Below are 14,567 nucleotides of genomic sequence, written 5' to 3' on the forward strand. Positions count from 1 at the left end.
GGGGTGTCCCTCGTGGTCGTGGTCGCCCAGGTTGCCCGGTCCGTTGTACTGCGACCCGACGAAGTCGATCGTGTAGCGGCCCGCGGCCAGGCGCTGCCACAACCCGATCCGGTAGCCGCCGGGCACCTGCGTGCCCTCGGTGATCGAGTCGCCCAGCGGCATCACCCGCACCCCGCCGTTCGACTCGGCCCGCGCGACGGCGGGTGCGGTCGCCACGACGGTCACGGCCAGGAGCGCGGTGGTCAGCCGGCGTCCCCACCGTCTCCGTCCGCACCGCTCTGTGAGTGTTGACATCGCTGTTGGTCAACCCCTTTCGGTGATGATGAGATAGGTGGGCGGTCTCCGCCCTGCGGCCTGACGGTCAGGCGCACCTGTCAGGCTCTACTGTCAGGCTCACCTGTCAGGCCCAACTGTGAGGCTTGACTGTTAGCGCTAACATCAGCGCGACGAGAGGCTCCTCTCTTCGAAATGAGCAATGGTGGTGGTGCGCCGGAGCCAATACGACGTGAGGAGTGCCCGTCAAGCTCAAGCGCCCGCCCCGCTTCGCCCTCTCCGCCCGGCCTGCTCGTCTCAACTGCCACGATGAGGCGCGCACGGCGCCGCCGAGGGGAATCGCGATGATGAAACGTTCACCGCGTCCGCGTCGCTGTTGTCGAGGAACAGGAGCCGAACGGAAGCGTACGGAAAATTACAGAACAGATCGATGGCATCAGTGCAGTAAACAGGCCTGTCGGCCCACGTGGACGGGCGAAACTTACCGGCACCGCCCTTGACACATTTCGCGATGATTTCCAGACTGACTCCCCGAAGCGGCTCCTCCTGCCGGGGTCGGTGGTGCACGGCAGGGGCCGCAGCTTTCGACGCGACGACCGTTCGCGTGGTGTTCCCGCGGACGTCTTTTCCGCGTTCCCTCATCAATCCCGCAGTGGAGGCTCAGGCATGGGCGAAACCCCCTCACGCACCGACGGAGGACGACGGCATAGGCTCGCCGGCTCCCGCCGGCTGCTGATCGCCGGCGCCCTCGGCGCACTCGGCACGGTCACCGCACTCTCGGCGTCGCTCCCCGCCGGCGCCGCAGCCGGCACCCTGGGTGCGGCGGCCGCCCAAAGCGGCCGCTACTACGGCGCCGCGATCGCCGCCGGGCACATGAACGACTCGACCTACGTGGCCACCTGGGACCGGGAGTTCAACGCCGTCACCCCCGAGAACGAGATGAAGTGGGACGCCACCGAGCCCTCACGCGGCTCGTTCCGCTTCACCTCCGCCGACCAGATCGTCAGCCACGCCCAGAGCAAGGGCATGAAGATCCGCGGGCACACGCTCGTCTGGCACGGCCAGCTGCCCGGCTGGGTCAGCGGCCTGTCCACCAACGACCTGCGCTCGGCCATGGTCAACCACATCAACAACGTGATGGGCCACTACAAGGGCAAGATCTACGCCTGGGACGTGGTCAACGAGGCCTTCGCCGACGGCGGCGCGGTCGGCACCCTGCGCAGCTCGGTGTTCACCCAGAAACTCGGCAACGGCTTCATCGAAGAGGCCTTCCGCGCCGCGCGGGCCGCCGACCCCAACGCCAAGCTCTGCTACAACGACTACAACATCGACGACGCCAACGCGAACAAGACCCGCGGTGTCTACAACATGGTCAAGGACTTCAAGGCCCGGGGCGTGCCCATCGACTGCGTCGGCCTGCAGTCGCACCTGTCCCAGGGATCGGTGCCGTCCAACTACCAGCAGAACATCGCCCAGTTCGCCGCCCTCGGCGTCGACGTCCAGATCACCGAGCTCGACATCGGCGGCTCGGGCTCCGCGCAGGCCGACGCCTATCGCCGCGTCACCCAGGCCTGCACGGCGGTGCCCCGCTGCACCGGCATCACCGTCTGGGGCATCACCGACAAGTACTCCTGGCGCAGCGGCGACAACCCGCTGCTGTTCGACGGCAACTTCAACAAGAAGCAGGCGTACACGGCCGTCCTCGACGCCCTCAACGCCGCGACCCCGAACACCAGCCCGTCACCGACCACGAGTCCGTCCCCCAATACGAGCCCGTCTCCGCGTACCAGCCCGTCCACGACGCCGTCTCCGGTGACGGGGGCGTGCTCGGCGACGATCGAGACGACCAACAGCTGGCCGGGTGGGTTCCAGTCGACGGTGACCGTACGGGCGGGCAGTTCGGCGGTCAACGGCTGGACGGTGAAGTGGACCTGGCCGGGCGGGCAGACCTTCAGCAGCCTGTGGAACGGCGAGCAGAGCGTGTCCGGCTCCTCTGTGACGGTCCGCAACGCGCCCTACAACGGCTCGATCGCGGCCGGCTCGTCCACCACCTTCGGCTTCACCGCCAACGGCAGCGCGGCGACGCCGTCCGCCACCTGCACCAGCCCCTGACGGAAGAACGCCTTCACGGCTTCGGCGGGGCGGTGCTCTCCCGTACGACGAGGGTCGTGGCGAACTCCTTGCGGTAATGGGGGAGGGGTTCGCCACGGGCGAGCGTCACCAGCATGGCGGCCGCCGCCCCGGCCATCTCGGCCAGCGGCTGGTGGATCGTGGTCAGCGGTGGGATGGCCCATCGCATCGGAGGCATGTCGTCGAAGCCGACGACGCTGAGGTCCTCGGGGATGCGCATTCCCAGTTGGTGGGCCGCGTGGTAGACGCCGATGGCCTGGCCGTCGTTGGAGGCGAACACGGCCGTGGGCGGGTCGGGCAGGCGCAGCAGCCGGTGGGTGTGCGTCAGGCCGTCCTCTATCTGGTAGTCGCCCTGGCAGATCAGGTCGGGGTCGACGGGCACCCCGGCCGTGTCGAGCGCGGCGCGGTAGCCGTCGAGACGGGCCCGGCTCGACAGCGCGTGCGGCGGCCCGGTGATGATGGCGATCCGCCGGTGGCCCAGCTCCAGCAGGTGGCGGGTGGCGGTGAGCCCGCCGTTCCAGTTGCCCGCGCCCACCGAGGGGACGCGGTGTCCCGGGTCGCCGGTCGGGTCGAGGAGGACCAGAGGGATCTTGTGCGTGGCGAGCCGCTCACGCTGGAGGTCGGTCAGGCTGGAGAAGACCGCGATGACGCCGGCGGGACGGCGGCCGAGCACGTCCTCAAGCCAGTCTGCGCCGGGGACGTGATTGCCCTGCAACTCGGAGATCGCCACGGCCATGTGATGATCGCGCGCGACCTGTCCCACGCCGCGGGCGATCTCCGTCGGGTAGTCGCCGGCCAGCTCGTGGAAGACCAGCTCCAGCACGGCGGCCGGGCTGGAGCGCCGCCGCTGCCTGCGGAAGCCGTGCTCGCGGATGAGGCCCTCGATGAGGGCGCGGGTCTCGGGCGCCACCGCGGACCGGCCGTTCACCACCTTGGAGACCGTCGCCTTCGACACTCCGGCGAGTTCGGCAAGCTGTGCGAGGGTCAGCGGCTCTGGGACGGATGCGGACGGCTCGTCGACAACGGTCACAAACCGCAGTCTAACGTCGGCGTGGAGCCAAACCTTAATGTTTCGGTGATTAGCCGAATAATTTCAGTCGGTTACCGGGTTCGCGCTGCATGCCGAGTGCGAAAACTTTCGGAAACCGGTTTACACAGCCGGGGCCGAGGTGCTGAACGCACTGGTAGCGGTGAGGGATGCGAGGCGCTCGGCGTCTTCGGTGCCGGGCTCGGCCGTGTAGACCATGATCCGCAGGTCGCTGCCCGTCACGGTGAGCACGTCGCAGTCGAGCGTCAGAGGCCCGGCGTCCGGATGGTCGATGATCTTGCGCCCGGCCTCGTGCCGGCTGACGGCGCCGGATTCCCACAGCTCGGCGAACCGGCGGCTGTTCGCCCGCAGCTCCGCGACCAGCCGCCGCACCCGCTGGTCGGCCGGATAGCGGTCGGCGGTCGCGCGCAGGTCGGCGACCAGGGCCTCCTCGAACATCCGCAGGGACTCAGGGGTGTGCCGGGCCCGGCTGCCGGGGCCGAGGAAGTGCCGCCACACGGAGTTGCGCTGGTTGCCGCGCCACTCCGACGGGTCGCCCATCAACGCGGCGTACGGCGGGTTGGCCAGCAGCAGTGTCCAGCACGCGTCGAAGACCGCGACGGGCGTGCCGTCCAGCCGGTCGAGCAGCCGTCGTACGCTCGGGGTGATGTGCGTCGGCACCGTCCGCGGGCTGGGCGAGGCCAGCCCCGCCAGCCGGAACAGATGCGCGCGTTCGGTCTCCGTCAGCCCCAGGGCCCGGGCCAGGGCCTCGACGACCTGGGCCGACGGATGGGACGCCCGGCCCTGTTCGAGCCGGGTCACATAGTCGACGGAGATCCCGGCCAGCAGGGCCAGCTCCTCACGGCGCAGACCGGCCGCGCGCCGTTGTCCGCCCGCGGGCAGCCCCGCGGCCTCGGGCGCGACCCGGTCGCGCCAGCGGCGCAGTGCCTCGCCGAACGCTCCCGTCGTTTCCGTCGTCGCCATGCTCACCAGTCTGCATCACCGGAGCTCCTCGAAGAGAGCGGCCGTCCGTACGGCGGTGCCCTGAGCCCGGCGCCCGGTGCTCAGCAAGGCGAGCACCAGGAACCGGCGGCGCCGGCTCAGCTCGCCCACCGGCAAGGTTGCGGTAGTCATGCCCGCGACCGTAGGAATTCGAGCGCGCTCGAGGTCAAGCGCGGCGGCGGGCCGGCCTCGCCCGGTTGAACACATCCGCGAATCGGGGTTCATTGCGTGCATGCGCAGTCGCTTGAGGAAGCGCACAAAACCGGCTGGCACCGCGGGCGGGTCTCTGGCGCGCAATCGCGAGTTCCGCCTGCTGTGGCTCAGCTTCACGATGTCGGTTGCGGGCGACCAGATCTTCCCCGTCACGGTCACGATCGCGGCCCTCAACGCGGGCGGCACCGCCTCGACCGTCGGCGCGATCTTCACCTGCCGGTGGATCGCGTTGATCGTGTTCGCGCTGCTCGGCGGATTGTGGGCCGACCGGTTGCCCCGCCGTACGGTGATGGTCGCCTCACTGGCCTTCCAGTGCTGCGTGGCCGCCGCCGGGCTGTGCGGCATCGCCTCGCCATGGCTTCTCGGGCTGCTGGTGTTCCTCGTCGGAGGGGCGGAGGCGTTCCACCGGCCCGCGTACCAGGCGTGCCTGTCGTCGGTCCTCACCCCCGCCCAGCGTCCGGCGGGCGCTGCGCTGACGGCCGTATCCTGGCGGCTCGGCGCCATGATCGGGCCCGGTCTCGGCGCGTACGTCGTGACCGCGTGGTCCGCGAGGATCGGGTTCCTCGCCGTGCTGGCGGCCTATCTGCTCGGTCTCGTCCTTCTCCTGCCGTTACGCGAACCCGTCGTCACGCCGGGGCGGCGGGCGTCCGCCGTACGGGAGATCGCCGACGGCCTGTCGGAGGTCGTCCGGCGGCGGTGGGTCCTGGGGATCATCGTCGCCGTCGCGCTCCAGCAGATGCTGACGATCGCGCCGGCGCAGGTCCTGCTGCCCATCGTCTCCCGTGACACCTTCGGCGGCGACACCGTGTATGGCACCGCCCTCGCCCTGCTGTCGGTCGGCGGCCTGGCGGGCGGGCTCGTCAGCATGAGATGGAAACCCGGACGGCCGGGGCTGGCCGGCGTCACCGGGCTCGCCCTCTACGGTCTCGTGCCGCTCGCGCTCGCCTGGCCGGTGTCGCGGGAATTCGTGTACGGGTGCTACGTCACGGTGGGCCTGGGGCTGGAGATCTTCGCCGTTCAATGGGTGGTGAACCTCCAGAGGGAGATCCCCCCGGAGCGGCTCGCCCGGGTCACGTCCGTGGACTGGCTGGCCGCCTCGGTCATGACGCCCCTCGGCCTGACGCTCACCGGTCCGGCCGTCGTGGCGATCGGCCGCCCGGCGCTCCTGACGATCGGCGTGGTGGCCGGATTCGCCGTGCCGCTTGCCACCCTGCTCCTGCGCGGCATGACCCGCTTCCGGAGCGACGTCCCAACGCTCGGTCAGGACACCACCCCGAAAGCCCCCACCCCCCTCAACTAGGGTCACCACCCGTGAGGATCTCGACGTAGCCGTCGGTGCCGTGAACGCGGATCCGCTGGCCGTCGCGGATCAGCCGGGTGGCCTGCTCCACGCCCACGACGGCCGGCAGGCCGTACTCCCGCGCGATCACCGCGCCGTGCGTCATGAGGCCGCCCACCTCCGTCACCAGTCCGGCGGCGGCGACGAAGAGGGGTGTCCAGCTGGGGTCGGTGTAGGCGGTGACCAGGATGTCGCCCGCGTCGAGGTCGGCCTGCGCCATGTCCACGACGACACGGGCACGGCCCTCGACGGTCCCGGCGGAGACCGGGAGGCCCACGAGCGCGCCGGGCGGGGCGTCGTCATGCCGATACCGGCCGGTGACGACCTCGCCGTCCGACGTGAGGACCCGGGGCGGGGTGAGCGCCTCGTACGACCGGAACGCCGCGCGCCTTTCCAGGATGAGCTCGGCGTCCACGTGGCCGGTGCGTACGACGTCGCGCAACTCCTCGAACCGGAGGAAGAAGATGTCGTCCGTCTCCCGCAGGACGCCGGATCGCACGAGACGCTCGGCCTCCCGCAGCAACGCCTGCTTGTAGACGAAATAGCGGCTGACCATGCCATATTTGGGATATTCGCGATAGCCGGCGAAGGCACGGACGCGGTCGATCATCCGCTTGGTCTCCTCGGCCTTGCGCTCCCCGTCGGGCAGGGCGCGCAGGCGCGTCAGCAGGTCCCGCTCCTTGCGCAGCGACTCCTGGCGTCCCTGCTCGAAGCGCCGCTTGCCGGCGCCCGGCTCGAAGTTCCTGACGTTGCCGAGGATGGTGGGCACGAGCGCGGCGGGGTTCTCGCTCCAGCGCGTCCTGGTGATGTCGATCTCGCCCGCGCAGCGCATGCCGTACGCGTCGAGGTAGCCGCGGATGGCGTCACGGGCCTCTTGCCCGCCGGGCAGCCCGGCCAGTTCGCCGAGGAAGCCGTCGCCCTCGCGGCCCTCGTCCACGACGCGCTGGAGGAACGCCACGACCTCCGCGTACGGCCGGATCACGTCGGCGACGTCGAGGAGCGCCAGCCCCATCTCGGACGTGACGTTGTGGGGGACGGACTGCGCGAGCACGTCGGCCGCGTTCTTCTCGCCCAGCCATGCCTCGATGTGGTCGTTGAGCCACCAGGTCGCCTCCATCCCCGCCATGATCACCTGGAGGCCCACCGGGTCGAACAGGAGGCGCTTCAGCTCCGCGATGTCGGCCAGGATGAAGTCGAGCAGCGCCGGTCCGGACAGTCCCCGGATCTCCTGCCGCAGGGCGGCGACGGACGCCTCGGTGTTCCCGATCAGCCGCGTCACGATGCCCGGATCGGTCTCGACCGTCGTGGGCGCGCCATCAGGTGCGGGGCCGGTGGGCTTGGCAGCTTCGTCAGGAAGCGTACGGATGACGTCGCCGCGGTCGAGGAGGGTCTGCAGCGCGTCCCGGATCAGCGGGTCGGATCTCCCCAGGGTCCCGACGAGCCGCTCGCGACCCGCGGCCGTCGCCAGGATGGGGGCGACGTCGACGAACAGCCGCCCGCCCGCCTCGTGCATGGGTTGCGGGGTCGTGAGCTGCCACAGTGAGAGCCCCAGCGGCTTCATCGCGTCGGTCATCATCTGCTGGTGACCCACGGAGACGTAGACGTGGTTCTCCTGGTCGTCGGTCACGGGAACGGGGAACAGGGTGGTGATCGCCCGGCTCTGCACGATGTGGAAGTCGTCGCCGGTCAGGCACCATTCGATGTCCTGGGGCCGGCCGAAGTGCGCTTCGATCCGCCGGCCCAGCCGCACCAGGCGTACGGCCTGCGCGTCCGTCAGGACCGGCGTGCCCACGGCGGCTCTGGAGACGACCCGGTCGTCGCGCACCGTGTAGGCGTCCCCGGAGACCCGGCCGGAGACGAGCGCCTCCCCGAGCCCCCGGACGGCCTCCACGGTGGCGATCTTCCGGTTCGAGGTCACCGGGTCGGCGGTGAACAGGATCCCCGCCGCGTCGGGGAACACCATCCGCTGCACGACCACGGCCATCCGCACCTTCCGGTCGTCGAAGCCGTTGCGGCGCCGGTAGGTCACCGCCCGCTCGGTGAACAGCGAGGCCCAGCACCGCCGTACGTGCCGGAGGATCTCCTCCAGGCCCACGACGTTCAGGTACGAATCCTGTTGGCCGGCGAAGGACGCGCCCGGCAGGTCCTCGGCCGTGGCGCTGGAACGCACCGCGTAGGAGCCCTGCTCCCCGAGCCGTACGAGCGATTCGCGGATCTCCGCCACGAGGTCGTCCGGCATCGCGACGCCCTCGATGGCACTGCGGACGTCCGCGCTGCGGGCGCGGATCGCCGCCTGGTCGTCCGCCTCCACGCGCGACAGCAGGTCGAGGTGAGTGTCGATCGACGGCGTCTCGGACACGACCCGATGGAAGGCGTCCGTCGTGACGCAGAAGCCGTCCGGCACCTGGATGCCGTCGATACGCGAAAGCTCGCCCAGGTGCGCTCCCTTGCCTCCGACGTCCGCGAGATTCGTCGCGTCGATCCGCTCGAAACCCATCACGTAGTGCAATTCCGTCGCTCCCTCGTTCGCCGGGCCGGTTCGCAACGGGCAAGTATGGAGCACTTTCCGGCGCCTCATGAGGCGCGCGCATCCGCTGTACAGTGAAAGCGGAGGGGTGAAACCGCCAGGTCAGAGACGAAACCGGCGTGAAGCCATCTGAAGCCCCGTGAAGCCCCGTGAAGCCACACTGAAGCCACCGTGAAGCCGCACGCGCGGAAGCTCTTCTCGAACGCCGGGAGATACCCGGCGGAGAGAGGAGACGCGCCATGGCGGACCTCAGTGCCGTCCGGGCCGACAGTCTGGTCAAGAACTTCGGCGACTTCCGGGCCGTGGACGGCATCGACCTGCACGTACGGCAGGGCGAGATCTTCGGGGTCCTGGGCCCCAACGGAGCGGGGAAGACCACGACGCTCCGGATGCTCGCCACCCTGCTCCCGATCGACGGCGGCCACGCGGAGATCTTCGGCGTCGACGTCCGGCGGGAACCCCACCGCATCCGGCAGCTGGTCGGCGTCACCGGCCAGTACGCCTCGGTGGACGAGGACCTGACCGCCCGGGAGAACCTCTGGCTGTTCGCCCGCCTGCAGGGCGTGACGAGCGCCCGGGCCAAGAGCATCGCCGGTGACCTGCTCGAACGCTTCGGCCTCCAGGAGGCGGCCAACCGTCCCCTGTCCCAGTTCAGCGGTGGCATGCGCCGCCGCCTCGACCTGGCGTCGAGCCTGATCACCCGCCCGCCCCTGATCTTCCTGGACGAGCCCACGACCGGCCTCGACCCGAGGACCCGGGGTCAGATGTGGGACACGATCCGCGAGCTGGTGACCGACGGCTCCACGATCCTCCTGACGACCCAGTATCTGGACGAGGCCGACCAGCTGGCCGACCGCATCGCCGTGATCGACCGGGGCCGCAAGGTCGCCGAGGACACTCCCGACGCGCTGAAGACCCAGGTCGGCGAGTCGACTCTGCAGCTCCGCCTCGTGGAGGGCGCCGACACCGCCCTGGGCGTGGACGTCGTCCGCCGGCTGCTGGGCGAGGAGCCGGTCCTGACCCCCGAGTCAGGGCGCATGAACATCCCTCTTCCCGACCCCGACCGGGCCGCGGACGTGCTGATCGGCCTGCGGGAGGCGGGCCTCGGCATCTCCTCGGTGAGCGTCGCCAAGCCGACGCTCGACGAGGTCTTCCTGGCGCTGACCGGCCACGGCGCCGACGACGAATCCCAGATGGAGGCGGCCCGATGACCACCACGACCACCACGACCACCGCGATGACCGTCACCACCGGCACCGCCGGCTCCCGGCGCGTCGACCCCGCCGCCGCGGTCGCCCGCACCACGCCCCGCAGCTCGCTGCAGGAGACCTGGGTCCAGACCCTGTCCATGGCATGGCGCGCCCTGAAGAAGATGCGCCGCAAGCCCGAGCAGTTCTTCGACGTGCTCATCCAGCCCTTGCTGTTCACCGCGATGTTCGCGTTCATCTTCGGTGGCGCGATCTCCGGCAGTGTGTCGAACTATCTCCCGATTCTGATCCCCGGCATCCTCGCCCAGACGGCCCTGACAGTCTGCATGGCGACGGGCGTGCAGTTGCGTGAGGACATGGACAAGGGGGTCTTCGACCGCTTCAAGTCGCTGCCGATCGCGCGGATCGCCCCTCTGGCCGGCCCGATGATCGCCGACCTGATCCGTTATGGCATTGCGTCGGTGCTGACGGTCGTCACCGGTTTGATCATCGGTTATCGCCCCGGCGGCGGTGTGCTCGGTTGCATCGGCGGTGTCGCGCTCACCATCATCGCGGGCTGGTCGCTGGCGTGGATCTTCACGTGGCTGGGCACGATGGCGCGCTCGGCGCAGAGCGTCCAGGGCATCTCGATGATGATCATGTTCCCGCTCACCTTCCTGTCCAACGCCTTCGTCCCCGCCAAGACGCTGCCCGGCTGGCTGGAGGCGTTCGTGAAGGTCAACCCGGTGTCGCACGTCGTCTCGGCGGTGCGCGACCTGTTCAACGACGGCGCCGTGACGGCCGAGGTCGGCTGGGCGGTCGTCGGCTGCGCGGTCGTCGTGGTGGTCTTCGCGCCGCTGGCGGTCCGCTCGTACTCCCGCAAGATGTAGCCGGCGCCCACAGCCGGTGCCCACAGCCGGTGCCCACAAGCCGGTGCCCAGAACCGGTATCAGATGACTCGCTCCAGGACGGCGTGTGCCTCGGCCAGCAGGCCGGGGCCGCGCCGTTCGCCGTATTCGGCCTCGATCCTGGCCATGACGCCGGGGGCGACCCGTTCGGCGTGCGCGGACAACCTCGGCCAGTCCATCGTCGGGACGAACCGGTGATAGGCGAAGCGGTCGGCGAGCACGAGCAGCCGCACCGCGTCCTCGGCAGGCAGCGCGCCCTTCAGCAGGCCCCAGATGCCCAGCGCGGCGAGCACCATCCCCATAACCGGGTAGTCCTTGTTGGCGGAGTCCTGGCCGAACACGGCCAGGGTCTTGTCGCGCAGTGACTCGAAGAGGTCCGCGCCGTCGTCGCCCTCGCCGTGCTGCGCGAACGCACAGAGCGCGACGACCTCGCCCAGGATGCCCCATTGGGCGAACTCGTCGGCCATTCCCGGGGCGCGCCGCTGCCGGAGCACCTCGGCGGTCTCGCGGTGCCGCCGCAGCCCTTCGGCGATGTCGCCGTCGGCGAGGGCCAGCTCCGCCCTTCCGGCGGCGACCACCAGGGCCTCGCCGTACGTGCCCTGGGTGGCGATCGATTCCATCTCGTCGAGCATCCGCGCGGCCTCGTCGCGGCGGCCCTCGGCGAGCGCCGTCATGGCGAGGGAGGCGCGGAGCTGGATGACGTCGTCCATCGCCCCGAGGCGTTCGAGCACCGGGAGCGCCTCGGCGGCATGCCGGGAGGCCGCCGCGGAGTCGCCGAGGTGCGCGTACAGGCCGGCCAGCTGGGTGTGCAGCAGCGCCCGATGCCAGGGACCGCCGTCGTCGCCGACGAGTTCGAGGGCGGCCAGGGCCGTGTCGATCGCACCGGCCGGGTCGCCGGTGTTCTCCCGGCCGTGGCTCAGCCAGTGGAGCGCGACCTGGCGGATCAGCGGGTCGGGATCGGCGACCAGCTTTTCCAGGCCGTCCTCGGGATCCGACACCGTGGTGAGCAGGGCCGTCACCAGCGCCTGTACGGCGGGGTTCGCCGAGTCGGTCCCCAGATCGGACAGCAGCCGCGTCAGGTGCGCCGACTCCTCGATGGAGACCATGATGCTGTTGAACAGCGCGATGCTCACGGCCACCCGGGTCCGGTCGAGGAGCGGGGGCGGCGGCGTCCAGCCGCTCAGGGCCGCGGCGACGGCGGGGGCGAGCACGATGCTGCGCGGGTGGTCGCCGCAGATCGTCCAGTAGGCGCCCAGCGCGGAGAACAGCACCACGACCGCTTCGGGGTCGGGGTCGGCCAGGGCCTCGCGCAGGATGTCGGCGAGGTTCGTCTCCTCGGCACGCAGCCGGTCCATCGCGTCGATCTGCTCCGGCGAGTACAGCCGGACGCTGGCCCGGCCGGCGTATCCGACGGCCCAGGCGCGTACGGCGGCCCGCGCCTCGTGGGTCTCGCCGGCCGACTCCAGCTGCACCCGGCCGAACTCGCGCACCGTCTCGAGCATGCGATAACGCACGCCGCGGGCCGTCTCCACGACGGTGAGCAGGGACTGCTCGACCAGCTCCTCGACGTCGCCGAGAGCGCCGTCGCCGAGCACCTCCTCGGCCGCGTCGAGGGCGAAACCGTCGGGGAAGGCCGACAGCCGGCGCAGGGCCAGGCGCTCCCGCTCGCCGAGGAGGTTCCAGGACCAGTCGATCACCGCTTCCAGCGTCCGATGCCGGGAAGGGGCGCTCCGGTCGCCGCCGCGCAGCAGCGAGAACCTGTCCTCCAGCCGCCGGGATATCTCGGCCGGTGACATCACCCGCACCTTGGCTGCGGCCAGCTCGATCGCGAGCGGCAGCCCGTCGAGGCGGGCCACGACCGCCCGTACGTCGTCCTCGTCGAGGTGCACACCGGGCCGCGCCGCGGTCGCCCGGTCGCGGAACAGCTCGACGGCGTCGCCCATGCCGAGCTGGGGCAGCGGATAGACGCGTTCGGCGGCGATGGCCAGCGGCGAGCGGGTCGTGGTGAGGACCCGCAGCTCCCGTGTGGTCGCGGTCAGATAGGCGACCAGGTCGGCCACCGCCTCCACCAGATGCTCGCAGTTGTCGAGCACCAGCAGCGCCGGGGCGAGATCGAGCTGCTGGGCGATCCGTGCCCGGACGTCGGCGCGCTGCGGCGGCGTGAGCGTACGGCGGCCGGCGACCGAGTCGCGGACCCCGAGCGCCGACCCGACCTCGCCGACCAGGTCTTCTGGCGCGGTCACGCCGACCAGCTCGACGAAGTGCACCACCGGCTGCGGAGCCTCACGGGCGACGGCATGCGCGAGCCGGGTCTTGCCGAGCCCGCCCGGGCCGAGGATCGAGACCACCCGCGAGGTGGCGAGCAGCGCCCGCACCCGCCGAAGGTCGTCGTCGCGGCCGAGCAGCGGGGTCGTGTCGAACCGCACCCCGACGCGTACGGGGCTGTCGAGCGCCAGCAGCGCACTGTGCACCCGCCGCAGCTCCGGGCCGACGTCGGCGCCGATCCGGTCGCGCAGGTCCGACCGATAACGCTCGAAGCGGTCGAGCGCGGCGCCCGTTCCACGCACCGCCGCCTCGCTGTGCAGGAGATCGGCGAGCAGTCCCTCGTCCTCGGGGTGGAGGCGCGCGGCCTCCTCGAGCTCGGGCAGCGCGATGTCGTGGTCGCCGCTCCTGCTCCTCGCCCGGGCGAGCACGACCCGCGCGGACGCCAGGTCGCGTTCCGCGCGCAGGCGCACCTCGGCCAGCGGGCCGTCACCCTCCGCAGGCGACGCCCCGGCGCCCAGCGCGAGCGCCTCCTCGGCCGCCGCCCCCGCCGCGGCCGGATTCTCGGCGAGCAGCGCCGCCGCCTGGTCCGTCAGGGCGTGCAGCCGCCCGGCGTCGACGCGGTCGGGCGGGACGTCGAGCCGGTATCCGCTCCCTTCCGTGACCAGCGCCTCCGGCCCCACGACCGCCCTCGTCCTGGACACCAGGACCTGCAGCGCCTTCGCCGGGTTGGCCGGTTCGCTGTCTCCCCACACGTCCGCGACGAGCTGCTCGGCGTGCACGGCCCGGGAGGCGAGCGCGAGGGCGGCGAGCAACGCCTGAGCCCTCTCGCCGACCACAGGCTGCCCCCGCCACCGCACACCGTGGAGCAGGCACAGGTCGATCGGCATGCCGCAAGTCTAGGCTCCGGCGAGCCGCGTCACGGGGCCGTGAGAAACGTGAAGTGCTCCTTGCCCACGACAACCGGATTGCGGAGTTCGCCGATCTCGTCGATCGTCACGGTGATCACGTCGCCCGCCCGCAACCGGAAGTCGATTTCGGGCACGACGCCGGTCCCCGTGGCGAGAACGGCCCCGTGGGGGTGGTTCTCGGAGTGGAAGAGGTAGGCGGTCAGCTCGGCGAACGGACGCCGGATCTGCTTCGTGGAGGTCGCGCCGTCCCAGACGACCTCTCCCTCGCGGGTGATCGTCAGCCGGATGGCGAGGTCGGAGGGGTCGACCTCCCACGCGGGCCGGATGCCGGGGGAGAGGGCGCACGCTCCGGCGTACACCTTGGCCTGCGGCAGGTAGAGCGGGTTCTCACCCTCCACGGAGCGCGAGCTCATGTCGTTGCAGACGACGTAGCCGACGATCTCCTCGAAGCGGTTGACCACGAGGGCCAGCTCGGGCTCGGGAACGTTGAGCTCCGAGTCGGAGCGGATGCCCACGGGTTCGCCGTCCACGACGACCCGCCAGGCGGGCGACTTGAAGAACAGCTCGGGCCGCTCGGCGTCGTACACCAGCTCGTAGACCGACTTGAGACTGCTTTCCTCCACGCGCGCGTCCCGGGAGCGCAGGTAGGTCACGCCTGCGGCCCACACCTCCGTGGCGCCGTCCACGGGGGCGAGCAGGCGTACGTCACCGAGCGAGCGATCGGGGACGGCGTCGGCGCACATCCGTCCGATCTCCTCGATCCGGTGGCTCAGCAGCTCGGACACGCC

At 70.9% G+C, this 14,567-nt stretch carries 10 protein-coding genes and 1 pseudogene; 4 read left to right on the forward strand and 7 right to left on the reverse strand.

Features of this window, described 5'->3' with window-relative positions; translation table 11 throughout:
- A pseudogene (locus HCK04_RS37180) lies at window positions 1-294 on the reverse strand (hypothetical protein); the annotation flags it as partial.
- A gap of 645 nt (window positions 295-939) precedes the next feature.
- On the opposite strand from HCK04_RS37180, the gene HCK04_RS37185 reads away from it, so the two are divergent.
- Entirely contained in the window at window positions 940-2,385 is a 1,446-nt protein-coding gene (locus tag HCK04_RS37185) for an endo-1,4-beta-xylanase (protein WP_142652037.1), read from the forward strand.
- Between the two features lie 13 nt (window positions 2,386-2,398).
- Here HCK04_RS37185 and HCK04_RS37190 read toward each other — a convergent pair whose 3' ends face one another.
- The 3 genes from HCK04_RS37190 to HCK04_RS43950 all read right to left on the reverse strand — a co-directional run bounded on the left by HCK04_RS37190 (window position 2,399) and on the right by HCK04_RS43950 (window position 4,564).
- The gene (locus HCK04_RS37190; RefSeq protein WP_142652040.1) at window positions 2,399-3,433 is read right to left on the reverse strand and encodes a LacI family DNA-binding transcriptional regulator; all 1,035 of its coding nucleotides are present in this window, start codon (window positions 3,431-3,433) and stop codon (window positions 2,399-2,401) included.
- A gap of 120 nt (window positions 3,434-3,553) precedes the next feature.
- Window positions 3,554-4,414: a helix-turn-helix transcriptional regulator gene (locus tag HCK04_RS37195; protein ID WP_142652041.1), complete on the reverse strand. Its 861-nt coding sequence runs from the start codon at window positions 4,412-4,414 to the stop codon at window positions 3,554-3,556.
- Between the two features lie 15 nt (window positions 4,415-4,429).
- Entirely contained in the window at window positions 4,430-4,564 is a 135-nt protein-coding gene (locus tag HCK04_RS43950; RefSeq protein WP_260617540.1) for a hypothetical protein, read from the reverse strand.
- Between the two features lie 112 nt (window positions 4,565-4,676).
- Between HCK04_RS43950 and HCK04_RS37200 the strand changes: the two genes are divergently transcribed.
- On the forward strand, window positions 4,677-5,945 hold the full coding sequence (locus tag HCK04_RS37200) for an MFS transporter (protein WP_168066571.1): 1,269 nt from the start codon (window positions 4,677-4,679) through the stop codon (window positions 5,943-5,945).
- On the opposite strand, the gene rph is transcribed toward HCK04_RS37200, so the two are convergent.
- Window positions 5,938-8,484, reverse strand: a complete 2,547-nt coding sequence (gene rph, locus HCK04_RS37205) for a rifamycin-inactivating phosphotransferase (RefSeq protein ID WP_260617542.1) — start codon at window positions 8,482-8,484, stop codon at window positions 5,938-5,940. The two genes, HCK04_RS37200 and rph, sit on opposite strands and share 8 nt — an antisense overlap.
- A gap of 266 nt (window positions 8,485-8,750) precedes the next feature.
- On the opposite strand from rph, the gene HCK04_RS37210 reads away from it, so the two are divergent.
- Both HCK04_RS37210 and HCK04_RS37215 read left to right on the forward strand, forming a co-directional pair.
- Entirely contained in the window at window positions 8,751-9,722 is a 972-nt protein-coding gene (locus tag HCK04_RS37210) for an ATP-binding cassette domain-containing protein (RefSeq protein WP_142652045.1), read from the forward strand.
- Entirely contained in the window at window positions 9,719-10,588 is an 870-nt protein-coding gene (locus HCK04_RS37215; RefSeq protein ID WP_205831185.1) for an ABC transporter permease, read from the forward strand. The genes HCK04_RS37210 and HCK04_RS37215 overlap by 4 nt, the downstream gene beginning before the upstream one ends.
- A 59-nt stretch (window positions 10,589-10,647) precedes the next feature.
- On the opposite strand, the gene HCK04_RS37220 is transcribed toward HCK04_RS37215, so the two are convergent.
- Together HCK04_RS37220 and HCK04_RS37225 are read right to left on the reverse strand one after the other, a co-directional pair.
- Window positions 10,648-13,758: a BTAD domain-containing putative transcriptional regulator gene (locus tag HCK04_RS37220; protein ID WP_142652047.1), complete on the reverse strand. Its 3,111-nt coding sequence runs from the start codon at window positions 13,756-13,758 to the stop codon at window positions 10,648-10,650.
- A 29-nt stretch (window positions 13,759-13,787) separates the two neighbouring features.
- A complete protein-coding gene (locus HCK04_RS37225) occupies window positions 13,788-14,564 on the reverse strand; it encodes a fumarylacetoacetate hydrolase family protein (protein WP_260617541.1) in 777 nt (258 codons plus the stop codon).
- Window positions 14,565-14,567: the final 3 nt, after the last annotated feature.

It is taken from the genome of Microbispora sp. CL1-1, assembly GCF_012034195.1.
In the GTDB taxonomy this organism is placed as follows: Bacteria; Actinomycetota; Actinomycetes; order Streptosporangiales; family Streptosporangiaceae; genus Microbispora.

Bases quoted from the DNA above. Each gene is read 5' to 3' on its own strand.
- HCK04_RS37220 (WP_142652047.1), bottom strand. From the start codon at position 13,758: ATGCCGATCGACCTGTGCCTGCTCCACGGTGTGCGGTGGCGGGGGCAG.
- HCK04_RS37195 (WP_142652041.1), bottom strand. From the start codon at position 4,414: ATGGCGACGACGGAAACGACGGGAGCGTTCGGCGAGGCACTGCGCCGC.
- HCK04_RS37210 (WP_142652045.1), top strand. From the start codon at position 8,751: ATGGCGGACCTCAGTGCCGTCCGGGCCGACAGTCTGGTCAAGAACTTC.
- HCK04_RS43950 (WP_260617540.1), bottom strand. From the start codon at position 4,564: ATGACTACCGCAACCTTGCCGGTGGGCGAGCTGAGCCGGCGCCGCCGG.
- HCK04_RS37215 (WP_205831185.1), top strand. From the start codon at position 9,719: ATGACCACCACGACCACCACGACCACCGCGATGACCGTCACCACCGGC.
- HCK04_RS37185 (WP_142652037.1), top strand. From the start codon at position 940: ATGGGCGAAACCCCCTCACGCACCGACGGAGGACGACGGCATAGGCTC.